This is a genomic window from Chitinophaga sp. CCNWYY40, from assembly GCF_037483205.1.
GTDB lineage: Bacteria > Bacteroidota > Bacteroidia > Chitinophagales > Chitinophagaceae > Chitinophaga > Chitinophaga ginsengisegetis.
In genome coordinates this window covers 642458-665549 of record NZ_JBBHLF010000005.1, presented here as the reverse complement: position 1 = coordinate 665549, position 23092 = coordinate 642458, and the positions used below count along the sequence as shown (strand labels likewise).

Here is a 23092-nt window from a genome sequence, read left to right as displayed (position 1 = left end):
CAATAATTAAATCTAATGTTTAGTGTTTGTCGTTGCTGTCCAGCACGGCCAGGTCCCGGTCAAAAATGTAAAGACCGCCCTTGTCCTCTCCTATCAGTTTTAATTTATCGAGGATATGCCGGGCCAGGCGTTCTTCTTCAATTTGTTCGGTTACATACCATTGCAGGAAATTGTGGGTGGCATAGTCTTTTTCGCTCAGGCACATATCCACGAGGTTGTTGATTTCTTTGGAAACCAGCAGCTCATGGCTGAACACTTGCTCAAAAATGGCATGTATGCTTTTGAATTTCACGGTAGGCTGCTTCAGTGCCGGAACCAGGCCATGACCGCCTCTTTCGTTGATAAACTTCAGCAGCTTCAGCATGTGGGCCCTTTCCTCATCAGAATGCCGGTAGAGGAACTGGGCTACGCCATTATACCCCTGCACCTCAGCCCAGGAGGCCATTGCAAGATAATATTGGGAGGAGGCCGCTTCCATTTCCACCTGTTGGTTCAGTGCGTCATAAATTTTTGGAGAGAGTTCTTTCAATAACATAATGAAAAATTTGTATAATATGAAGAAGATCGAGGTGTGACGGGGATATCACCGGGAACTATACCGGGATCGTAAATTTCGATAGACTACATTCAGATGCGTCCCGGAAATCTGCCTGAAAAATGCTACCTTTGCATAAGTAAATTAGGATAAAATGATTAAAACAGGAAATCCAATCATCAGCATATATACGGAGATGACGCCAAACCCGGAAACGATGAAGTTTGTGGCAAACAAGCTTCTGTACCCAGGCAAGAGCATTGATTTCCCGGATGAAGCCAGTGCCAAACCGTCTCCTCTAGCCATAGAGCTGTTTAGCTTCCCTTTCATCAGGGGCGTATTTATTATGGCTAACTTTATTACGCTTACAAAAACCAGCGAAACTGACTGGAACGATATAATTCCTACTGTTAAGGCCTTCCTGAAAGAATACCTGGAAGACTCCCGCCCTGTTATCAACGAAGATGAGGTAGTTATTACCAAATCTACTGCGAGCAATGAAGTGAGTGCAGACGATACAGATGTGGTAAAACGAATTAAGGAATTACTTGAAAACTATGTGAAACCTGCGGTTGAAATGGATGGCGGCGCCATTCAGTTCAAAGACTATGAAAATGGTACGGTTACACTGATGTTGCAAGGTTCCTGCTCAGGCTGCCCCTCCTCCATGATCACGCTGAAAGCCGGTATTGAAGGCATGATGAAGCGCATGATCCCAGAAGTGAAGGAAGTTGTGGCAGAAGCAGAATAAGCCATAGTTGAGTGAATGATAGTGTTAAACGAAAGCACAGTCTTTATGGCTGTGCTTTTTTTTAGCGTAAATGCCAGCCGCTCCACCTATACAACACAAAGCAAACAGCTACAATGAGAAGATTACTACTGATCGTTACCGGCATGGCGCTCGCCCTGCAGCCGGTACAGGCGCAAAGGAAGAAGAATGTGGACAGCGCATCGGCCGTTATTACCTATGGCTTCAGCAGCAACGGGAAAGCCATCCCCGGCAACGAACTGCAATTGATGATTGACCATCACCGGGCACACATCGTTCCCGGCGGCAACAAACAAAAAGAACAGCAGTTCCTGGATTTGCAGGAACTGGCTACCCTGCAGGTGTTAAGTCTTCCCAACGGGGAAGTATATACGCTGAAAAAAAACTTCTCTGAATATACCACCCCGGAATTACTGCCGGATACTGCTACCATCCTCGGATATGTGTGTAAAAAAGCAAAGCTCTTTATCCGTTCAAATACCATTGAAGTATGGTACACCAACGATCTCCCGCTGAAAGGCACGCCCAATCTTACTCTCGCGCCCGGCCTGGGCCTGGTGCTTAAAACGGTGCGCAACGGCAACAGTGAAACAGTGGCAAAGAAAATTACCTGGCGCAAAATTACAGATGCCGAATTGGCCTGGCCGTCCAACACCGGCGCGCTGGTAAACGATGCCGCGTATACACGGCAGGTAATAGACAGCCGCTATACTACCTTGCCGGTATTTAACCAGGAACAGATCAGCTGGGGTAACAACACGCCTAACCCCTCCGGCGGGCAACTAAACCAAACCTATCACTTTGCAGGAGGCACCGTGATCCTGAAAAAGGTAAGCCTGCCAGCTGTAAAGAAGGGCCAGACGTTGTTTGCGGAACTCACACAATACTCCAACGGGGATGCGTACGACAGAACCGGCTCTGTATTTATGATCCCGGCAGATAAAGCCACCTCTTTCCTGGATGGTTTGCAGAAGGGCGTTGGGGCATTACCGTTATTCACCGCTAAAAACGGGAGGCAATACCAGGGCATGGTGGCCACGGACAATTATTTGCCTGCACTGGAAGTGTTGCGCTTCTTTACGCCCTTCGGTGTACGGCAGTTTAACAACCAGGTTAAGATTGCCGGTTACAACTGGGCGGATTCCGTCATCTATAAGCAAGACATCACAGAGCTGCATGGCCGCCTTCAGGGCGATGTGTGGCTGGGAGTATATATTGGCAACTACGATAAAGGCGGCCATAAAGTAAGCCTTAGCCTTAAATATTATCCGGGTGATCCGGAAGATGAAAACCGCCCGGCTGCCAACTGGATATACCCGGTTTTCAATACCACCAACCTGATGGAAATGGCCGGGCAGGAGTATGCTACCCTCTTTGACAAAGACTCCCTGAAGGTAACCGTTACCATTCCGGAAGGAGTTAAAAATATTCAGTTAAGGTTCCTGACTACCGGCCACGGTGGCTGGGGCGGAGGCGATGAGTTTAATCCTAAGCAGAATGAAATTTTTGTAGATGGAAAACGGGTGTATCATTTTATTCCGTGGCGCACAGATTGCGCTACCTATCGTTTATCCAACCCAGCTTCCGGTAACTTTGGCAACGGGCTTTCTTCTTCTGACCTGAGCCGTTCCAACTGGTGCCCGGGTACGCTTACCTCGCCGGTATTCATTTCTTTACCTGATATTACCCCCGGGCAACATACCATACAGGTGGCTATTCCGCAGGGAAAGCCGGAAGGCAGCAGCCAGAGTTTCTGGAATGTATCCGGTACACTGATCGGAGAAAAGAAATAATTTTTCCGGGATGCAGCATCTGCTGCATCCCGGATGTGATAATCCGGAATTAATTATCCACTTTCGCACTATGAACGATTTATACCAGGGCATATTAGAAGGTCTTCACCAGATGACCTGGCTGGAAGCAGTAGCCGTTTTCTTTGCTGTCTTATCGGTCATCTTTCAAAAAAATAATAACATACTGGTATATCCTACCGGCATTGTGAGCACGGGTATTTATACCTATCTCCTGTCGAGGGAACATTTCAAGCTGTATGCCGATGCCGCGCTGAATGCGTATTACCTCGTGATGAGCGTATACGGCTGGATCTATTGGGCAAAGAAGGGCCCGGAGCAGCCGGCAACGCCGGTGATGCGCAGCAACAGTAAAGAGCTGACTACCGCCGTTTTCATTGCATTGGCAGGCTGGGGAATTTTCTATTTCCTGTTAAGCCGTTTTTCCGATTCCAATGTTCCGGTGATGGATGCCTTTGTATCTGCCACGGCCTGCGCGGGTATGTGGTTGCTGGCCAAGCGCAAACTGGAAAACTGGATACTGCTCAATATTTCCAACCTTGTAGCCATCCCGCTGTTGTTATATAAGCATCTGTATCTTACTGCCGGGTTAACCGTCTTTTTATTTACCATTGCCATATTCGGATATCTTAGCTGGAGAAAAGAAGTGCTGCAAAGAGAAATGTCTCATAAATGAAGAAAGTAGTTGTTATAGGGCCTGAATCTACCGGGAAGAGCACCCTCAGCGAAAAGCTGGCGGCGCATTTTAGTACGGTATGGACGCCGGAGTATGCCCGTGAGTATATTGGCCAACTCCAACGGCCATACGAAGAATCCGATCTGCTGGAAATTGCCGCCGGCCAGATAGCGCTGGAGCAGCATATGGCGCGGCAGGCTAACAACGTGCTGATCTGCGATACTGATCTGTATGTGATTAAAGTGTGGAGCGAACATAAATACGGCCGCTGCGATCCGCGTATCTTACAGCAGATTGCCCGCCAGCAGTGCGATCTGTACCTGCTCACCTATATTGATCTGCCATGGGAAGAAGATCCGCAGCGGGAATATCCCGATCCGGAAATGCGCCATTATTTTTATAATATCTACCGGGAGATAGTAGCTAATTCCGGTGCTGCATGGAAAGATATCAGGGGCAGTTATGAAGAGCGCGAAGCCCTGGCGATAGCCGCGGTGCAGGAGTTGCTGAACAGAACCTGATTACTTTCTGCCGGTAACCAACTCCATGATATCGGGGTCCGGCGCCAGGTTACGCATTTGTACCAGTATTTTACGCTGACGGTAAGCCGTGATCCGCGCAGGCGGATTGATGGTATATTTAAGCGGGTTGGGTAAACAGGCGGCAATCATGGCGGCTTCCTCCCTGTTCAGACTGGCGGCGCTTTTTTGATAGTTTGCCTGGGACGCGGCTTCCACTCCAAACACGCCCTCTCCCATTTCTGCCACGTTCAGGTATACTTCCAGGATACGCTGCTTGCCCCATATTTTTTCAATCATGAAAGTGAAGTATACTTCCAGCCCCTTGCGCAGCCAGCTGCGGCCCTGCCAGAGGAAAACATTTTTAGCTACCTGCTGACTGATCGTACTCGCACCCTTTATTTTTTTGCTTTGCTGGTTATGCTTCATCGCTTTCTCGATGGACTTAAAGTCGAAGCCATTATGATCCGTAAAAAGCTGGTCCTCGCTGGCTATTACAGCCAGTTTGGCGTGTTGGGATATTTCATCGTAGCTCACCCACGTTTTCTGTAGTTTTTTATCTGTTCCCCAAAGGCTGAACCAGCTGCCGATTTCTGTAATGGTAATAGGCGGGTTCACCCATTTCAATAAGAGGATGTATAAAAATTGTGCAACAATTAAAACCAGTACTACTCTCTTCAATCTCCTCCACGTTCTGGGAACAATGCCTTTTAAATTCATCGCGTAGGTTTAGAAAAATCGGGACGAAAGGTAGGCTAAAAACCTGAAAGTGAAACACAATCGTTAACTTTATATATGCTATTAAACGTACACCCGGATAACCCGAATCCCCGTCATTTAAAAACGATCATTGAATGTTTAAAAGACGGAGGAATTATTATTTATCCAACCGATACGGTTTATGGTTTGGGCTGCGATATTACACAACATAAGGCCATAGAGCGTATTGCGAGGATTAAACAGATAGATCCGAAAAAAGCAAATTTCTCATTTATCTGTTACGACCTGAGTCATTTGTCCGACTACGCCAAGAGTGTGGATACGCCCGTTTTCCGTATGTTGAAAAAGGCATTGCCAGGCCCGTATACCTTTATTTTGCCGGCCAGCAGGATGGTGCCCAAGTTATTAAAAACGAAAAAGGATACCGTGGGTATCAGGGTGCCCGACAATAATATTTGCCGCACCATTGTAAAAGAACTTGGCAATCCTATTATGAGTACCACGCTGCCGATAGAGGATTACGTGGAAGAATACACGGACCCGGAGATTATTTATGAGAAGTTTGGCAACCAGGTAGATATTGTAATAGATGGTGGCCCCGGCGGTATGGGTTTTTCTACCGTGGTGGATTGTACCGGTGCAGAGCCGGTGTTGATCCGCGAGGGCATTGGAAGTTTTGAAGAAATATCCTGATCATATGCAAAAGCGGTGGTGGATAAGTGTGGTTTGTTTATTCCCCGGCATGATGGCCGGGGCGCAAACGGTTATATTGAAACCGGTAGCGCCGGTGTCGTTGGTAACGGTGAAGCCGTTGCCTTTTATGCTGTCTGATACTGCTGGCTTCACATTAAAGCCAGCCACGTTACTTTCCTCTTCCGCCCGGAAATTCCCCGCTCCGGTTCCCGTAGCTGCACCGGTTTACCGCCTTGCAGCCGATGCTTATTACCAACAGCACTTTGGTTTTTTTTGTAAGAAAGAATGGGTTTGGCAGAAACAAACAGGAGTGCCTCTCAAGTTCCGTTTAGGAAGCTATTCTTATGCCCAGCAACAGGAAGGAAAACGTTGATCTCTTTTACTGTATTTATTCTGGAAGATAATATTTGCCAAAGTCAATGATAATTAGTTGATCAAAGCAAATATATTTTAAAAAGATAAATATGATTAACTGTGAGAGAAAGTGCATTAAACACCCAATCTGATGGTTAAAAGAACCCCATAAAAAAGAGGATTTACCCGCAGGCAAATCCTCTTTCCTATCTCTTTAAAAAAATTATTTAACTCCCAGTTTCTTTGCGATATCTGCCGGTAACGCTTTTTTGTTTACCATGTAGCAGGTGGTTTTATACGCGAAGTAAGGCTCAGAAGCGTAGAAATATCCCTGACCCGGATTGTCGGTGCCCCAGGAGTTTTTCACGCGGAAGTATTTGTTACCGTTCTGATCTTTCACCAATCCTACGATGTGCATACCGTGATCATCCTGCGTTTCGAAGTTATCGAAAGCCTGCTGGCGTACCTCAGGTGTGATTGTTTTTTCTTTGCCTGGTTCCAGGAAAGCATTTCTTCTCTCTTCAGCAGACATATCGGCCCAGTCTTTTTCAGGAACAATGGCCAGTCCGTCTTTGAAATTGAATCCTTTTTCGCTTACATCAGCAGCCCATGCAATGGAGTAACCATTCAGGATAGCATTTTCAGCGATGTTGGTAAAGTCATTCAGGTTTACGTTATATACTTTTTCCCAGTTCCAGTTATCCGGAACTTCCAGTACAAACTGTGAGTTGTACGGGTGGTGGGTGAAGGAAGAAATCAGTACGTAATCGTCGGCGTTCAGGCCCAGTTCTTTTGCAAAGGTTTGTGGCGTATATGTTTTACCGTTATACTGGAACTTTTCCGGAGCGTCGCCCATATAGGCATTGAGCACGCCATCAAAAGCTTTTGCCCAGTCGGGGTTGATAGTGCCCTGTGCATTACCTATTTTATTCACCATACCTTCCAGGAGGCTTTCCATTTCAGCATGGTTGTACATTTTACCTTTATTGCCATCATATGCACCCTGTGGAACCAGGCCGTATTCACGGAGGCAGAGCAGGTCATCCGGGAACCCGCCACCTTCGCCGAAGTTGGCTTTTCCATGCATACGTACATAGTTAGCGGCTTTCAACGGATACATTTTGCGTACCACGTACATTTCACTGAGGTTCAGTCCTTTATTTTTACCGGTACGGAGTATTTCTGATTCAAAGAAAGACAGGCCGGAAAAAGACCAGCAGGTGCCGGTACGTCCCTGGTTCTGTACATCTCCTGCATCCAGGTTCTTTAAAACGGTAAACTGATAGCGGCTTCCCTCTACGTTGGTACTGTTTTGTGCATACGCGCCTATGCTGTAAAGCATGGCTGCACACATTATCCATTTCTTCATGAGTATATCAATGATTGGTTTAAAAACAAGGACCAAAAATAAGGGAAAGTGGGTATTTGACGGACGAAAAGATGGATGAACGGGGCTTGCTACAGCTTCTTTTAATGATTGTTCACGCGAATTACAGTTATTTCTCCTGGTAATGATTACGGGTAATTTCCCATTCCCAGAGATCTTCTCCTTCTTTATTTTTAAATGTACCTACAAATCGCATCCCCGCTTTTTGTAATATTTTAACGGAGGCGTTATACTCTTCTTCGGTGTGGGCAATCACCCGGTGAACGTAAGAATGTCCGAAGGCAAAGCGGATAAGCCCTTCGGCCATTTCGGTGCCCAGCCCTTTTTCCCGGTAGGCGGCTGTTATTTCATAGCCCATTTCCACGAGCCCGTCTTCATTGGGCTTGCCTTTGAAGCCGCCGGCGCCAATCAGGCGTTTGTCGGCGCGGTGAATTACCAGGTAAAAGAACCAGCCAAGCATGGCGGGGTCGTTGCGTAACTTATCATATGCCACCAGTACCATTTCGGGATACTCTGTCCAACCTTCCGGGATAGAAATGCCAAGCAGGTCGGCCAGGTGATCGTTGCCCTGTAATAGCAATTCGAAATGCTCCAGTGAGCACGGCAACAATTGTAGTCGAGGTGTTTGGATCATGTTTGAAAACTAGTAAACTGTTTTGGGAAATACAATAGCAGCTTTTAGCATTTAATTCATTAGCTTTTAGCATTTAACAATCCTGCCGGGGAAAATATTCCCGCGGATCAGATGTTACCTGCTAAAAGCCAATTGCCACAGCCAAAATTTTAATGCGCCTCCAGCCAGTTATTACCGGTACCCATTTCCGCTTCAACGGGAACAGACAACGGCAAGGCATTACGCATAAGATCTAATATAAGGGGTTTAATAATTTCCAGTTCAGAACGATGCGCATCAAAAACCAATTCATCATGTACCTGCAACAGCATGCGGGACTTGAGGTTTCGTTCTTTGAACGCTTTATGTATAGCAATCATTGCCAGTTTGATCATATCTGCCGCAGTACCCTGGATAGGCATGTTAATGGCGTTCCTTTCGGCAAAGCCACGTACTACCGCGTTAGATGAGTTAATGTCTTTTAACCAGCGCTTACGTCCCAGCAGGGTTTGAACATACCCCTTTTCTGACGCAAATTTTATCTGGTCGTCCATATATTTTTTGATAGATGGATACTGGGCGAAATAGTTATCAATCAGCATTTTGGCTTCACTGCGGGGAATACCCAGGTTCTCCGACAAACCAAAGGCGCTTACGCCATAGATGATTCCAAAGTTTACGCTCTTTGAATTGCGGCGCATATCGGAGGTAACTTCTTCCAGGGGTACGTTATATACCTTTGCCGCAGTAGCCGCGTGGATATCTATTCCCTGCTGAAAGGCGGCCATCATTTCTTTGTCTTCACTGATGGCGGCGATAATGCGCAACTCAATCTGAGAATAATCGGCCGATAATAACACAAACTCCTCATTGCGCGGAATAAAGGCTTTCCTTATTTCGCGGCCCCTGTCTGTACGGATAGGAATGTTCTGAAGGTTGGGGTTATTGGAACTTAAACGACCGGTTACCGCCACTGCCTGGTTATAGGATGTGTGTATGCGGTTGGTGCGTTTATTCAGCAATAACGGCAACGAATCTACGTAGGTAGATTTCAGTTTGCTCAGTTCCCTGAAAATGAGGATGTCCTCTACTATTTTATGCTTGTTGGAAAGCTTTTGCAGCACATCTTCACCGGTAGCATATTGACCGGTACGTGTTTTCTTTGCTTTGGGGTCCAGCTGTAATTTTTCAAACAGCACTTCTCCCAGTTGCTTTGGCGAGGCCAGTTTGAAACGTACGCCGGCCTGTTCGTATACACTTTCTTCTGCCCGTTTAATTTCTATTTCCAGCTCTTTTGAATAGTCGGCCAGTGCCATTGTATCGAGGGCAATGCCTTCGTACTCCATGTCGGCGAGTACTTTCACCAGCGGGTTTTCAATATCGTAGAATACTTTGTCCACGGCCTTTTCAGGCAGCATCGGCGCAAATTTTTCTTTTAGCTGCAATGTGATGTCGGCATCTTCCGCAGCATATTCCTTGATCTTTTCTATCTCCACATCCCGCATGCTGCCTTGTCCCTTTCCTTTTTTACCGATCAGGGATTCTATGGAAACAGGTTCATACTGGAGGTATTGCGCGCTCAGCACATCCATGCTCCTGCGGCCTTCCGGCTCAATCAGGTAATGCGCCAGCATGGTATCAAACAGGGCGGTGGTAATTTCCATGCCGTACCATTTCAGGATCAGCATATCATACTTGATATTCTGACCGATGAGTATAATGGACGAGTGCTGGAACAGCGGTGTAAATTCATGAATGATGGCGCGTGCAGCAGTGTTATCTGCCGGCATGGGAATGTAGTACGCGACGCCTTTTTTGAAGGAAAAACTCATGCCTACAATCTCCGCATCGTTGGCATCGGTGCCGGTTGTTTCTGTGTCAAAAGATACCTCAGACTGCTGCAGCAACTGCTGCAACAGGGCGGTTCTTTTTTCCAGCGTATCAATTACCTCGTATTCATGAGGGGTATTGTGAATATTTTTGTCTGCCAGCAGGATGTTGCCGGTTTCCACTGTTTCGGTGGTTACGGTTACTTCTTCTGTAACAACGGTGCCAAAGAGATCTGTTTGCACCACCCGCGCTTTAGCTTCCACACTGGCGCTACCGGCAAAACCATCTCCCAGTATTCTTTTACCAAGAGTTTTAAATTCCAGCTCCATGAAAATGTCGGTGAGCTTTCCTTTATCACAATCTTTGATACAAAAATCTTCTTCATGGAAGGTAACCGGTACATCTGTGATGATAGTAGCCAGTTCTTTGGACAGCAGGGCATTTTCACGACCTGCTTTGATCTTCTCTCCCATTTTACCACCAATGGTATCGGCGTTATCCAGCACATTTTCGAGGGTATGATATTGTGCCAGTAGTTTCATCGCCGTTTTTTCGCCGATGCCGGCAATACCGGGGATATTATCCACTGCATCACCCATGAGGCCGAGGATATCAATTACCTGGTGTACATCTTTGATCTGCCACTTTTCACACACTTCCTTTGGCCCCATGATCTCTTCCTTGTTGCCCATGTATGGTGGCTTGTAGATAAATATATTATCACGAACCAGCTGTCCGTAGTCTTTATCCGGGGTTACCATATAAACGGTGTAGCCTGCATCAGCGGCCTGCCATGCCAGCGTACCGATTACATCATCCGCTTCATAGCCATCCAGTTCTACTACAGGGATATTGAAACCTTCAATGATCCGTTTGATATCCGGTAATGCATCCAGCAGATCCTCCGGTGCATCTTCACGATTGGCTTTATAATCAGTATAAGTGGTATGACGCTCAGTAGGCGCGTGCGTGTCAAACGCAACGGCTATATGAGTAGGCTTTTCTTTATTGATGAGGTCCAGTAAAGTAGTGGTGAAACCAAACTGCGCATTGGTATTTCGACCCGCACTGGTGATGCGGGGATTCCTGATCAGGGCGTAATAAGCCCTGTAAATCAGTGCCATGGCGTCCAGTAAAAATAATTTCTTTTCCATTGCTAAACCTACAAGATTTAATTTGAATCTGCAAAATTAAGATAGTACTACCATATACGGTGAGGATGTAACTTTACAAATAAAAAAAAACAAAAAAGAATGAATAAAATTTATCATTTGTCGACCTGCGGAACCTGTAAGAAAATTCTGGAAGAAACGAAGGCAAAGGAGCGCGGATTTATTTTGCAGGATATTAAGAAAGACAAAATCACGCCGGAGCAGCTGGATGAAATGAAGGCGCTTTCCGGCAGCTATGAATCTTTATTCAGCCGCAGATCGCAGCAGTACCGGCCAATGGGATTACATGAAAAAACGTTAACGGAAGATGATTACCGTAGCCTGATATTACAGGAGTATTCATTTCTGAAGCGCCCGGTGGCTATTACAGGTGGAAAGATTTATGCCGGTGCAGACGTGAAAAATATTTAGCAGTCTTTTTTAACGATATGGAACTAAAAGGGGATGTCTGAGTTTTTCAGACATCCCTTTTTTTAAATAAGCTCAGAGTGACTGTACAAACTGTTGTACTACCTGTTTGTACTGGTTCATATCCTGTTCATGGTGAAAAGACCGGAACGGGAAGCGGGATGCTTCGTCCAGCGCTGTTTTCAGATGAAAGCGTTCCTGTGGAAGGGAATAGAAGTACCCTTTCTCCATCAGGTATTCGCCCAGGTATACCTGCTCTGATTGTCCGGGTGTAGGGATAAGGATTGCTTTTTTATTCAGTTTGGCCAGATCCATCAGGGTAGTATACCCGGAGCGGCTCAATACCATATCTGACGCCAGCATGGCTTCGTTTAATTCGCTGGCGTTGAGGTGATTAATTTGTGTAACGCCCGGGGCTACCTGTTCGTGTTGCGGCGTGCCGGGCTTTCCGCTGACGATCAGTGCGGTGATGGACAAGGATTTAACCTGGTCCAGGATCAGCTTTTCCAGGTTGGAGCGCTGTGGTTCCGGTCCGGAGATGAGCACCAGCAGATCGTACTTTTTTTCCACGCCGGGTTTGGGCTCAAACCTGCTCAGGCAACCGATATAGGTGGTATGGGCAGGTAATTGGCCGGGATGCGCCAGTTCGCCGGAGAGGTTGTTGCTGCCGGGGAAATCGGGAATCCAGCAGGCGCTGTATTTGTTAATAAAACGATAATTTATTTTTTGCAGGGTCCGCTCTATCCAACCACCAAAAGGCGTTTTAATGAGGAGCTGGTGGGTAATGAAAACAGTAGGAATATTTTTATGATATAAGCCAAAGCGGTTGTCTGAAATAACTGCATTGATTTGATACTCAGCGACTATCTTCTTCAACCATCTCTGCTCATAGTTTATGGCACGGAAAATCTTGGGTATTTGCTGGATGATTTTCAGTCCGAAAAACTGTCCTTTTTGTGCATATTGAATGCGGTAGCCAGGCAGTGGAAGTATGGTCAGTTGCGGGAATTCCTGCTGTAGCAGGGCTGCGTGTTTGCCTTCCGCTGCAATAAAAACCTGACAACCTGCGTTTAGCATTTCACGGATGAGCGGAATATCCCGGGTGGCGTGTCCAAGGCCCCAATCCAGGGGAACGATTAAAATTTTTCGGGACGCAATAATTGTGGACAAATATTTTAATATTTTTTACGAATTTAGCTTAAATTACAAAAGGGCATTGTTAAGAAAAGGTAAACACTTAAGGAAGGTATTCAAAAATAGCCAGTATATAATTAGTATAGTAGTATGAAAAGTATAAAATGGATCGTAGTCATTTTTCTTTGTGGATGCCTGATGATGGAAGGGTGTAAAGTTTTTAAGAAAAACGATTGCGGTTGTCCTACCATGAATAAAAAAAGAATGCACTAAATAAGACGATCTGTTTGATAGCAACGACGACTTTGACAACGACTGACAACTAAACAATTTTTGCCTTATCTTTTTGAACTATCCTTTGATACCTGGCCAAACAATATTTCGGGGAACAGTCAAATTTTTTATTCATGAAACCTGTAGATAGAGATTTATTAATCCTGCTACATGAAGATAGGTACACGGAACAGCAGATCCAATCTGCGGTGAGACAAATCAGCGAAATGCTTTCGTTGATTGAGACGATGGATTATCTCTGTGCAGTTATGGAAGTTATGGATTGTAACAAGAGTCGGATTACCAGCAAACGAACCGTGCTGGAAAAAGCAATTTCACGTAAGTCGCATAAGCCTTTCGAATTTATTATTCACAAGAACTAGTAGCCTTACCTCTACAAATTCCCGTTATAGTAGCTTTGACCCGCTGCCCTTATCTGCCTGGTTTTGCTTTTTTTTAAATTCTTGTTGTACGTTTGCCATCAAATAAACGCAATTTACTGATGGCAGATTTTTCGCATCTGCAGGATTTCCTACATCCTGTTTCAAAGGCATTTTTAAACGATGACCAGGAATACGATCCATTCCAGGTGGGCGGTGTAATTGACGCATACGAAGATGATCACCATCCGGATATAGACGCAGCAGATATTATTTTGCTGGGTGTAGGAGAAGAAAGAGGCAGTGAATCCGGCAAAACGGATACACACGGTCCTGATGCTATTCGCCGCGAATTTTTCCGCTTGTACAACTGGCACCGCGATATCAAACTCGCGGATGTTGGCAACCTGCTGCCAGGTGCATTTCTCGCAGATGCATATGCTGCGATGAAAACAGTTGTTGCAGAATTATTAGCCGCCAATAAAACCGTGATCATCCTGGGCGGTTCGCATGATCTTACCTACCCGCAATATAAAGCCTATGCGTCGCAGCAATTAATTATTGAAGCCACTGTTGCCGATGCGCTGATCGACCTGAAAGAAGACTCCAGTATACGCAGCGAACGCTTTTTAATGGACATCCTCACTGAGCAACCCAACTACCTGCGTCATTACAATCATATCGGTTTCCAGAGTTATTTCGTACATCCGCGGATGTTAGAAACATTGGATAAGCTTCGCTTCGACTGCTACCGCCTTGGCCGCATCCGTGAAAATATGGAAGAAGCAGAACCGGTATTACGCCACTCAGATTTATTCAGTCTTGATATCAATATTATCCGGCACACAGATGCGCCGGCCAACCAGCTTTCGCCCAATGGCTTCAGCGGTGAAGAAGCCTGCTCCCTGGCCAGGTACGCCGGTATGAGCAGCCGCCTCTCCTCTTTTGGTATCTACGGCTACCGCCCAGAAAAAGACAAAGAACACCTGACCGCCCGGCAAATTTCCCAGATGATGTGGTACTTTATGGATGGCCGCGCTGTGAAAAATAAAGAAGCCCTGCTGGACGACCGCGATGCTTTCTGGGAATTTCATATAGCCTTCTCCGATATAGAAACCGTTTTCCTGAAAAGCAAGAAAACAGGCCGCTGGTGGATGCAGCTCCCCGACCGCGAATTTGTACCATGTGCGTATAACGATTACCTGATGGCCAGCAACAATGAAATGCCGGAGCGCTGGCTGCGCCACCAGGAAAGACTTTAAGCGTTATTGTCTCCGTACAATGAACATCATTGTACGGAGACAATATCAAATATTGAGAAGGGTAGTTAACCGCTCTTTGATGAAAGCAGCCTTATTATCGGTGGAAATCATTTCATCATCCAATCCTTCCATCGTGCGTTTATGCATCTTCTCCACCCGCTCATCTATCTTCTTAAAATATTCTTCTTTCTTTGTTTCCCATGCCAGCTGTTCTTCCTGCAGCTTTTGCTGCCGCCCGGTATTCAGGCTGGAATAGAGGTAGCGGAGAGTGGTATTAAGTAAACTGTCCAGCTGTTTATAATAGGTAACTGCGCAGCTATACATATTGTGGCTATTGCCAAGGCACTGCTGGTAGCGGATTTCAAGTGTGTCCAGCGCTGTATGTTGTGATTGTGAATACGCTTTCGAACACAGGAATAACGCAAGAAGGATGATCAGGTTTCGCATAGGGACTGTGTGATCATCAAATATACAAAATATATTTAATAAAATACTAATATCAGTAGTCCTTCTTATTGGTTGCCCAGTTTATCGCCGATAGAGCCGGTGCAAACATCTCCCTGTGGCAGTCCGTTCAGCCAAACCCGCAGGGCTTCGGTACGCTGATTTGTAAGTTCGGTGAGGTAACCGGCCCGGCACATAGGAAATGCACTGCCATAGCTTTTGGCGGCAGCAGGATACATTGCCTGTACCTGTGCATCACGGAATTGTATCCAGATCCGCTGCGCATCTTTCAGGTTTTTAATGAATGCTTTGTTGGCAGCATAATCTTTCAGGATCAGCTGGTAGATATCATTCAGCTTTTTGTCGGCCTCTTTATATTCCTGGCCGGCCTGTTTATTTAATTCTGACTGTGACTGTGAAAAGGCGGTCATGCTGCCTGTAACCAGTAAAAGAAATAGAACAAGAGATTTCATGTTATAAAGGTTTGAAGAATTTAAAAGCATATACCATTGGCAGTTTTCCTTCCATTCCCCGGATATAAAAACGGCCATCTTTTTCAACGGTGTTACTAAAACAGTTATAGGGAGAATAATCAAACTCCTGGAATACCCGGAGCTGCAATCCCTGCGCGGTTAATGAAGAAACGATCTCACTCAGCGGATGATTCCAGGAATAGGAAGTATGCCGGATATCGCTGCCTCCATCGGTGTAGGTTCCGGTAGTTTCTTCCACAATGGTTTGGGTGTTAAAATAGCTGTAGATGATTTCTTTAATGTTGTCATCAAACATCCAGATAACGGGATGAAAGTCTGCCATCACGAATGACCCGCCCGGTTTCAGAAAATGATTCACTACGGCTGCCCATTTATCAAGGTCCGGTAGCCAGCCAATAGTTCCGTAAGAGGTGAATACCGTATCAAAAACGCCGTCCAGGTGATTGGGCGCGCTATAGAGGTCGCAGCAAACGAAGCGGGCTTTTTTCTCAAGCCCGGATTGAATCGCCAGCTCATTTGCCAGCGTAATGGCAGCGTCGGAAAGGTCCACTCCTGTTACGGTGGCGCCCATCCTGGCAAGAGACAGGGTATCCTGCCCGAAATGGCATTGCAGGTGAAGGATCTGCTTATCCTGTACCGTTTCAAGTAACCGTAGTTCTATTTCTTTCAGGGAATTTTTGCCATCAAGAAAGCCGGGAAGGTCGTAAAAATCAGACCGTACGTGAACGCCTGTACGCTTATTCCATAGCTCTTTATTTGTTGAAAGATAATCAGGTAATGGTTCCATGAGTACAGTGTTTAAGGTACTTTGATTTCCAGTGGATGGGGATAATACAGGTTATCCAAAAATAAAAGGTTTCCGTTAATGGAAACCTTTTATTTTTTTGTCGGCATATATCTTTTTAAATCACTACCAGTTCATAAAAATCGCCTGGCGTAAAGTACTGTTTCGCCAGCTGCTGCAATTCTTCAGCGGTAATGGTTTTGATAGTTTTGATGTTATTGTAGAAGTAGTTTTCATCCAGGTCGTTCAGGATGAGGTTTTTCCAGCGCTGGATCAGCTGGAAAGCGCCGTCAAGGTCGCCCAGGATGGAACCTATCATGTAGTTACGAACCAGGTCCAGTTCTTCTTTCGGAACAGGTTCATTCTGCAGGCGTAGCAGCTCCTTGTAAATTTCATCGATGGTGGCTTCGCAAACATCGCGGCCGGCCTCCGTTTGGATGTTCAGCGCACTGGTTTGACGGAAGTTATACAACTGTGAATAGATGCCGTAGGTATAACCTTTTTCTTCCCGGATGTTACTCATCAGGCGGGAGCCAAAGTAGCCGCCAAAAATAGTGTTTAACACCAGCATCTTCGGAAAATCGGGATGGTAACGGTTTGGAAAATGACGGGCCACGCGTACTGCGCCCTGTACGCCATTTTCATCATTGAAGATCCTGAATTTTTTTTCTTCCGCCGGTTGTATTGGCAGATCGAGTTTAACCAGGTGTGTATCTCCGTTCCATTTGGTGGTACCAAAATATTGATTCAGCAGCGGGATCATGTTGGCCGGCAGGTTGCCGGCTACAAAGATCTTACAGTTGTTGTAAGTATAGTGCTTCTTATAAAACGCCTGCAATCCTTCGGGTTGTAGGGCGTCATATGCCATCATGGAGCTTACGCGGCCATATGGATGGAATTCCCCGAACAGGTATTTATCAATAAAACGGTTCCCTACAAAATCGCATTTGAGGAGGTTTACTGCCAGTTTTTGTTTCTGGTTCTGCTTGTACAGGTTCAGTTCCTCTTCCGGGAATATTGGGTCCAGGATCACTTCCTGCAGCACGGGGAGGAGTACTTCCGTATGCTTGGTGAGGCAGTGAAGCGTATAGGTGGCGTTTTCATGGTACGCATTACGGTTCAGGTAAGCGCCGTGATAATCTACGTTTTCGTTGATTTGCTGCGACGTATGTTTGCTGGTACCATTTTTCATGAGAAAGTTGGTGGCTGTGGCTTCCAGGCTTTCGCTTTCATACCAGCTGCCTGCAGGAAATACCAGCTCCAGCTGTAATGTTTCCTGTTCGTCAGATTTCATTACATATACCGGGATGCCATTGTCCAGGGTGAACTGTTCATATGGCTTCAGTTTTATATCGAAATCCACCGCATCTTTAATGGGAGGGGCAATAGTTCTGTTCATCGTGTCTTATTTAAAGGGTGAGGGCCGAAAACAAGTCACTGCTTTAGTTGGCAGCGTAATAGTAAATGGTATTTGAATTCTTCTCATCAAAAAGGAGTTTCGCTTCCTCATGTATTTCTGCTGCGGTTACTACTTCGTAATTTTCAAATTCGCGGTTCATCAGAGCAGCGTCGCCCAGCAGTTCATAAAACGCCAGGTTATTGGCGCGGTTGAGCAGGCTCATGTCTTCAAAAGCCAGCAAACTTTCCACGCGGTTTTTTACTTTTTGCAGTTCTCTTTCTGAAATGACTTCCTGTTGCAGTTTTTCCAGTTCCTGTTGAATGGCTTTTTCTGCATCTTTCATCTTTACGCCTTTTACCAGTTTGCCTTCTATGGTTAGCAGGCCGGCATCGAGGCTGCCAAAATGATAACACTCAATATTGCTGAATAGTTTTTTTTCTTTTACCAGTACCTGGTTCAGGCGGGAGGAGCTGCCTCCGCCGAGGATGTCGGAGATCAGGTCGGCCGCATAATAACGCTTGTCCGTACGGGCGTACATGTGATAGCATTTATACAATGCATCCAGGGGTACATTGGCTTTTACTTCCAGTTTATGCGCGGCAGTTTGGGCGGGTTCAACCGGCAGGTTGCGATAGTATTTTTCGCCGGAAGGAATGTCGCCGAACCATTTTTCTGCGAGCGCTTTCACCTGGTCTACCGTAACGTTACCGCCTACGGAAAGAATGGCATTTATGGGCCGGTAATACTTAAAGAAAAATGCTTTTACATCTTCCAGTTTAGCATTTTCAATATGTGATAATTCTTTACCGATGGTCATCCAGCGATAGGGATGGGTAGTGTACGACAGCTCGCGCATTTTATGCCATACATCTCCATAAGGTTTATTGATGTAATGTTCTTTAAATTCTTCTGATACTACTTTGCGTTGCACATCCAGGCTTTTTTCATCAAAGGCCAGGGAGAGCATGCGGTCACTTTCCAGCCAGAAACCGGTTTCAATATTTTCTGCCGGAAGCTGAATGTAGTAGTTGGTCAGATCACTGGTGGTGTACGCGTTATTTTCGCCACCAGCCATTTGTAATGGTTCATCGTAAGAGGGAATATTGATGGATCCGCCAAACATCAGGTGTTCAAACAGGTGGGCAAAGCCGGTTTGTGCCGGATTTTCATCTCTCGCTCCTACATCATACAGTACATTTATTACCGCCATTGGCGTAGTATGGTCTTCGTGAACAATTACCCTCAGTCCGTTTGCCAGCGTAAACTTATTATAATGGATCATATCTTTTTATTGGTCAATATGGTAAAAATAGGGAATTACGGTAAGCTTTCAGCTCAAAGCAACAAAAAGCTACTCGAGGTACAGTTCCTTCTTATCGTAATTAATGGTAAGCGTGTAGTCTTTCCAGATATCATAACCAATGGAGCCGGCTACTTCTGTGAATACGCCGAGGTCGTCGATATCCTTGCTGTAGCTCACCGGCACATTGGGGATGCTGCGGCCGCCCATTTCCAGTGAGGGCACCGAACTATTGATGTAGTACAATACCTTCAGCATATCCTGTACGCGGTCTGTATTGATGGTGGGAAGCAGGGTATTGAGTTTGTATTTATCTACATAGGGCCAGTTAAAAAGGATGCCATAGTCGCCGCCGGTGGTGATGTGATAGTGACCGGGTAAGCGGCGGCCATCGGGCAGCTGGATGGAGGCATCAATCACCGGTGTGCTGAAATTCAGCTGAAAATGCAGCAGCCGGCCGGTATTGCCAACGGGCGTTTTCCCGGATTTATACAGTACGAGCTGTTTGGAACGGTAATCAATTTTTACGATGTAAAGCTTTAGCAAAGCGATTCCTATGATCCCGTCTACCGGCCCCAGGTTGCTGAGGTTTTCCAGGTATACTTTCACATAAGGCAACCGGAGTTCTTTGAGATAGAGGGCATTCAGGGTAGCCAGTTCCGTTTTGGCCATTGCATTGTTGGTGCCGGTTAAGAAGGCATTCCCGGCATTTCTCAGCTGTAGTTTGGCGGCCGTGGCGATGTTCATCACCGTTACTTCTGCCCCGCTGTCAAAAATAAAATGAAGGGTATCTGAACTGCCGGAAACCGCAACAGGGATGATCACCTGCCGGTTTACCAGTTGGAAGGGAATGACGGCTACTGGTTTGCTGTTATCCGTTGCTGCTGCTGATGAGCCTCTGCGCTGGGCATGGGCAGGCATTAGGGCATAGCTGAATACGATGGTTACTGTCAATAAAAAGCGCCACATGACACAAATAACGTCAAAGAATACTTTTTATTGGCAATTTTTTAATGAGGAGTTCTTTATCCCGGCTTACCAGGCAGGTGGCCCTGGTGCCTATGTTTTTCAGTAATTCGCGGAACAGCTGGAGGTTTGGGCCCAGGTTATTGTTGATGCCCATGATAATATCGCCTGTTTTGAAGCCTGCTTTTTCTGCCGGCGATCCTTTGATAATATCGGTTACTTCAACCCTTCCGTCGATCAGGTAGATGATCAGACCTGTGTAGGAATAGTCGAACATATCACGGAAATGCGTGTTGGGCAGCATGTATATTTCCTTTTTGCCGTAGTTGAGTGTGATGTTGAAACGGCGGAGCAAATCGTTCCCTATCATTCCGCCAAGAAAAGGATAAGCGGTAACGTTGCTTTTATCATCGAACACATAAGTGGGCACATTCCGGAAACTGTAGTTGCCGATGCGGAATTCATTGACGGTGGTGAGCGACATGGTCATCTTTCCTCCGAGGCCCTGGGCTTCGGTTTGTATGATCTTTTTGGTGCGGCGTCTTTTGCCCTGTAATACGCTGCTGTCGTTTACAAACTGGGACGACAACAACAGGCACATACCGGCACCGGTATCGAAATAATAACGGTTGGTGATGGTGCGCACGGAGTTCTTCAGGGGGGCGGATATCAGCGGGATCTGTGTAAGGGATGGTCGCAATAGTTGACCACCTTTGGGATAAGTATATTTTCCTTTGGAATAAATAATAATTTCTTCGGTATCATAATCTATCGTCACAATATACCGGCTCAGCAAGCTATAGCCAATGATGCCATCTACCTGTATGCCATACACCTGGCTGATCAGCTCATAGTCGTTGATGTGGAAGTCGAGGCTGTCGACCTTTAACCCGGGCAGCTTCAGGGAGTGATGCCGCGCAAAAGACACCGGCTTGGAGCTGCCAAGACCTTTAATGATCCGGTCTGATGGTTCCATGCTTATTCCCAGTCGCACGCAGGTAGAAGTATCCAGTGAAATGCCTGCACTGCCTGTATCGAGGATGAACTGAAGGGTATCAGGATAATTGCTGACCAATGCCTGGATCACTACAACTCCCCCATAGTATTGCTTGAAGTGGAAGCGCGTAAGCAGCATAGCTTCGCGTGTACTATCGTTATCGAACGTGGCATTTCCGGCTTGGGTGCTCATCGATATACCGGCGGCTGCCAGAAGCAGCATAACGTGTAACAGAATTGGTCTAAGCATACTTGGTTGATGCAGGGGATGTGTATTGCTATAAATTTAACATTAAATAGTGTTCGTATAAAATATTTTTATTACAGGCGGTTAATTGCCTAAATACTACCTTTGCTGAAGTTATTCAGGGTTAGAAACACAGCATATGGAACTTCAGGATTTATACAAAAAGGCGCAGAACTTTGAGTTTCTGACAGCAGCAGAGGGCGTTTACCTGTTTGAAAATGCTCCACTGGCAGAATTGATGGAAATAGCCAACGAGTTACGCAAGCAACAGGTTCCACATGGAAAGGTAACCTGGCAGATAGACAGGAACGTAAATACCACCAATGTATGCACGGCCAACTGCAAGTTTTGTAACTTTTACCGCATTCCCGGCCACAAAGAGGCTTATATTACGCCAATTGAAGAGTACAAAAAGAAGATCGAGGAAACCCTTAAGTATGGCGGCGACCAGCTGCTGTTACAGGGAGGACACCACCCGGAACTGGGCCTCAGCTTTTACGTAGATCTCTTCAGGGAACTGAAACAGTTATATCCTGCATTAAGATTACATACCCTCGGGCCCCCCGAAGTAGCACATATCACCAAACTGGAAAAAAGCACGCATATAGAAGTGCTCCGCGCCCTGCAGGAAGCGGGCATGGACAGTCTTCCAGGCGCCGGCGCAGAGATCCTGAACGACCGCGTACGCCGCCTCATTTCCAAAGGAAAATGCGGTGCGCAGGAGTGGCTGGATGTAATGCGTGCAGCGCACAAACTGAACATTGCCTCTTCCGCTACCATGATGTTTGGTCACGTGGAAACGGTGCTGGAACGTTTTGAACACCTGGTGGATATCCGGCAGGTACAAAGCGAAAAGCCGGAAGGAAATTATGGCTTTACTGCCTTTATCCCCTGGACTTTCCAGGATGTGGATACCTTGCTGGCAAGGATCCGTGGCGTACACAACATGACTACCGCAGAAGAATATATCCGTATGATCGCCATGAGCCGCATCATGCTGCCGAATATTAAAAATATCCAGGCATCGTGGTTAACCGTAGGTAAACAGGTGGCGCAGCTTTGCCTGCACGCCGGCGCCAACGATTTTGGTTCTATCATGATCGAGGAAAATGTGGTAAGCGCCGCCGGAGCGCCGCATCGTTTCACCTACCTGTCTATGCAGGAGGCGATCCGTGAAGCCGGTTTTGAACCACAGTTACGCACACAATTGTACAAATTCAGAGAGCTGCCTGCCGCTATTGAAGAACAGGTGATCAACTACTGATAAGAAAAATATTAACTTAAACAAGAGGTTGTCCCGGAACCCTGATCATGCTGATTGGCTGATCAGGGTTTTGTGATTTTAGCGAAGGTTAGCGGAGGTTGTCCTGAGACACTGATTACGCTGATTTTACTGATTGGCTTTTTGTGATTTTGGATTTTGAGAGATTGACGAAGGGGATAATAGGGATTGAATAAAAATTGCCTTTAAAGATTGCTTTTAGAATGCTTCGTTCCTGCATAGCATACGCTTAGCAAATACTTAGCAGATACTTAGCACATGCTTATTACATGGAGATAACGCGGAGGTGATGTGGAGGGGACGTGGACTTGATCCCAGGATCGTTTACCACAGTGCATTACAGACGAAAAAATTCGGGCCGTTGTGCGCAATACTGCCCTATAAGTGAAACAGTACCCTGATATACCAGCGAAAGTGAGTGAACGGCATTCAATAAACCCCTGCCCTTAAACGGGCTCATCTTTTTAAACTATTTAAAGAATGGTGATGGAGAAAAGCCGTTCAAATTCACTGAATTTTCCGGAAATCATACGAAAAGCGAAAATAAAGCCAATTTTCCAGAGAAATATCAATGCAGAAATTAAAATCTGACGAGTGTACTCATCTTCCCAAATCCCTCAAAATCACAAAAGCCAATCAGTAAAA

The 23092-nt window shown here is 46.1% G+C and carries 23 protein-coding genes; 10 read left to right on the top strand and 13 right to left on the bottom strand.

Going from position 1 to position 23092, the window contains the following annotated elements; translation table 11 throughout:
- Window positions 1-19 precede the first annotated feature (19 nt).
- Window positions 20-535 (bottom strand): ferritin, encoded by a 516-nt coding sequence (locus tag V7S65_RS21790; protein ID WP_336387655.1) that lies wholly within the window; start codon window positions 533-535, stop codon window positions 20-22.
- Window positions 536-689: 154 nt separating this feature from the next.
- Between V7S65_RS21790 and V7S65_RS21785 the strand changes: the two genes are divergently transcribed.
- The 4 genes from V7S65_RS21785 to V7S65_RS21770 all read left to right on the top strand — a co-directional run bounded on the left by V7S65_RS21785 (window position 690) and on the right by V7S65_RS21770 (window position 4312).
- On the top strand, window positions 690-1286 hold the full coding sequence (locus V7S65_RS21785; protein WP_079471504.1) for a NifU family protein: 597 nt from the start codon (window positions 690-692) through the stop codon (window positions 1284-1286).
- A 113-nt stretch (window positions 1287-1399) separates the two neighbouring features.
- Complete coding sequence (locus V7S65_RS21780) at window positions 1400-3097, top strand: PNGase F N-terminal domain-containing protein (RefSeq protein ID WP_336387656.1); 1698 nt, start codon at window positions 1400-1402, stop codon at window positions 3095-3097.
- 70 nt (window positions 3098-3167) lie between these two features.
- Window positions 3168-3791, top strand: a complete 624-nt coding sequence (gene pnuC / locus V7S65_RS21775) for a nicotinamide riboside transporter PnuC (RefSeq protein ID WP_079471786.1) — start codon at window positions 3168-3170, stop codon at window positions 3789-3791.
- A complete protein-coding gene (locus V7S65_RS21770) occupies window positions 3788-4312 on the top strand; it encodes an ATP-binding protein (RefSeq protein WP_336387657.1) in 525 nt (174 codons plus the stop codon). Before pnuC ends, V7S65_RS21770 begins: the two co-directional genes overlap by 4 nt.
- On the opposite strand, the gene mtgA is transcribed toward V7S65_RS21770, so the two are convergent.
- Window positions 4313-5029: a monofunctional biosynthetic peptidoglycan transglycosylase gene (gene mtgA / locus V7S65_RS21765; protein WP_079471507.1), complete on the bottom strand. Its 717-nt coding sequence runs from the start codon at window positions 5027-5029 to the stop codon at window positions 4313-4315.
- 75 nt (window positions 5030-5104) lie between these two features.
- Between mtgA and V7S65_RS21760 the strand changes: the two genes are divergently transcribed.
- Together V7S65_RS21760 and V7S65_RS21755 are read left to right on the top strand one after the other, a co-directional pair.
- Complete coding sequence (locus V7S65_RS21760; RefSeq protein ID WP_079471508.1) at window positions 5105-5722, top strand: L-threonylcarbamoyladenylate synthase; 618 nt, start codon at window positions 5105-5107, stop codon at window positions 5720-5722.
- Window positions 5723-5726: 4 nt separating this feature from the next.
- Entirely contained in the window at window positions 5727-6095 is a 369-nt protein-coding gene (locus V7S65_RS21755) for a hypothetical protein (RefSeq protein WP_079471509.1), read from the top strand.
- A gap of 204 nt (window positions 6096-6299) precedes the next feature.
- On the opposite strand, the gene V7S65_RS21750 is transcribed toward V7S65_RS21755, so the two are convergent.
- The 3 genes from V7S65_RS21750 to polA form a co-directional block, all read right to left on the bottom strand.
- A complete protein-coding gene (locus V7S65_RS21750) occupies window positions 6300-7445 on the bottom strand; it encodes a C1 family peptidase (protein WP_336387658.1) in 1146 nt (381 codons plus the stop codon).
- Between the two features lie 127 nt (window positions 7446-7572).
- Window positions 7573-8097, bottom strand: coding sequence for a GNAT family N-acetyltransferase (locus V7S65_RS21745; RefSeq protein ID WP_079471511.1), 525 nt, complete (start codon window positions 8095-8097; stop codon window positions 7573-7575).
- A 149-nt stretch (window positions 8098-8246) separates the two neighbouring features.
- Window positions 8247-11060, bottom strand: a complete 2814-nt coding sequence (polA, locus tag V7S65_RS21740; RefSeq protein ID WP_336387659.1) for a DNA polymerase I — start codon at window positions 11058-11060, stop codon at window positions 8247-8249.
- 99 nt (window positions 11061-11159) lie between these two features.
- Here polA and V7S65_RS21735 point away from each other — a divergent pair, with 99 nt between their 5' ends.
- Complete coding sequence (locus V7S65_RS21735; protein WP_079471513.1) at window positions 11160-11489, top strand: arsenate reductase family protein; 330 nt, start codon at window positions 11160-11162, stop codon at window positions 11487-11489.
- A 72-nt stretch (window positions 11490-11561) separates the two neighbouring features.
- Here the strand turns inward: V7S65_RS21735 and V7S65_RS21730 are convergent, their stop codons facing one another.
- Complete coding sequence (locus tag V7S65_RS21730) at window positions 11562-12656, bottom strand: glycosyltransferase (RefSeq protein WP_079471514.1); 1095 nt, start codon at window positions 12654-12656, stop codon at window positions 11562-11564.
- A 371-nt stretch (window positions 12657-13027) separates the two neighbouring features.
- Between V7S65_RS21730 and V7S65_RS21725 the strand changes: the two genes are divergently transcribed.
- Window positions 13028-13276 carry a hypothetical protein gene (locus tag V7S65_RS21725; RefSeq protein ID WP_079471515.1) on the top strand — a complete coding sequence of 83 codons (249 nt, stop codon included), beginning with the start codon at window positions 13028-13030 and terminating at the stop codon, window positions 13274-13276.
- A 119-nt stretch (window positions 13277-13395) separates the two neighbouring features.
- Entirely contained in the window at window positions 13396-14535 is a 1140-nt protein-coding gene (locus V7S65_RS21720) for a formimidoylglutamase (protein WP_079471516.1), read from the top strand.
- 45 nt (window positions 14536-14580) lie between these two features.
- Here the strand turns inward: V7S65_RS21720 and V7S65_RS21715 are convergent, their stop codons facing one another.
- The 7 genes from V7S65_RS21715 to V7S65_RS21685 form a co-directional block, all read right to left on the bottom strand.
- A complete protein-coding gene (locus V7S65_RS21715; protein ID WP_111577196.1) occupies window positions 14581-14982 on the bottom strand; it encodes a lysozyme inhibitor LprI family protein in 402 nt (133 codons plus the stop codon).
- 65 nt (window positions 14983-15047) lie between these two features.
- On the bottom strand, window positions 15048-15452 hold the full coding sequence (locus V7S65_RS21710; protein WP_336387660.1) for a lysozyme inhibitor LprI family protein: 405 nt from the start codon (window positions 15450-15452) through the stop codon (window positions 15048-15050).
- A gap of 1 nt (window position 15453) precedes the next feature.
- A complete protein-coding gene (locus V7S65_RS21705; protein WP_336387661.1) occupies window positions 15454-16260 on the bottom strand; it encodes a class I SAM-dependent methyltransferase in 807 nt (268 codons plus the stop codon).
- A gap of 115 nt (window positions 16261-16375) precedes the next feature.
- On the bottom strand, window positions 16376-17656 hold the full coding sequence (locus V7S65_RS21700) for a M16 family metallopeptidase (protein WP_079471520.1): 1281 nt from the start codon (window positions 17654-17656) through the stop codon (window positions 16376-16378).
- Window positions 17657-17699: 43 nt separating this feature from the next.
- On the bottom strand, window positions 17700-18938 hold the full coding sequence (locus V7S65_RS21695; protein ID WP_079471521.1) for a M16 family metallopeptidase: 1239 nt from the start codon (window positions 18936-18938) through the stop codon (window positions 17700-17702).
- Between the two features lie 69 nt (window positions 18939-19007).
- Window positions 19008-19925, bottom strand: coding sequence for a retropepsin-like aspartic protease (locus V7S65_RS21690; protein ID WP_079471522.1), 918 nt, complete (start codon window positions 19923-19925; stop codon window positions 19008-19010).
- Between the two features lie 13 nt (window positions 19926-19938).
- Window positions 19939-21141: an aspartyl protease family protein gene (locus V7S65_RS21685; protein WP_079471523.1), complete on the bottom strand. Its 1203-nt coding sequence runs from the start codon at window positions 21139-21141 to the stop codon at window positions 19939-19941.
- Window positions 21142-21304: 163 nt separating this feature from the next.
- On the opposite strand from V7S65_RS21685, the gene mqnC reads away from it, so the two are divergent.
- Window positions 21305-22429, top strand: a complete 1125-nt coding sequence (gene mqnC / locus V7S65_RS21680; RefSeq protein WP_079471524.1) for a cyclic dehypoxanthinyl futalosine synthase — start codon at window positions 21305-21307, stop codon at window positions 22427-22429.
- The last annotated feature ends 663 nt before the right edge of the window (window positions 22430-23092 follow it).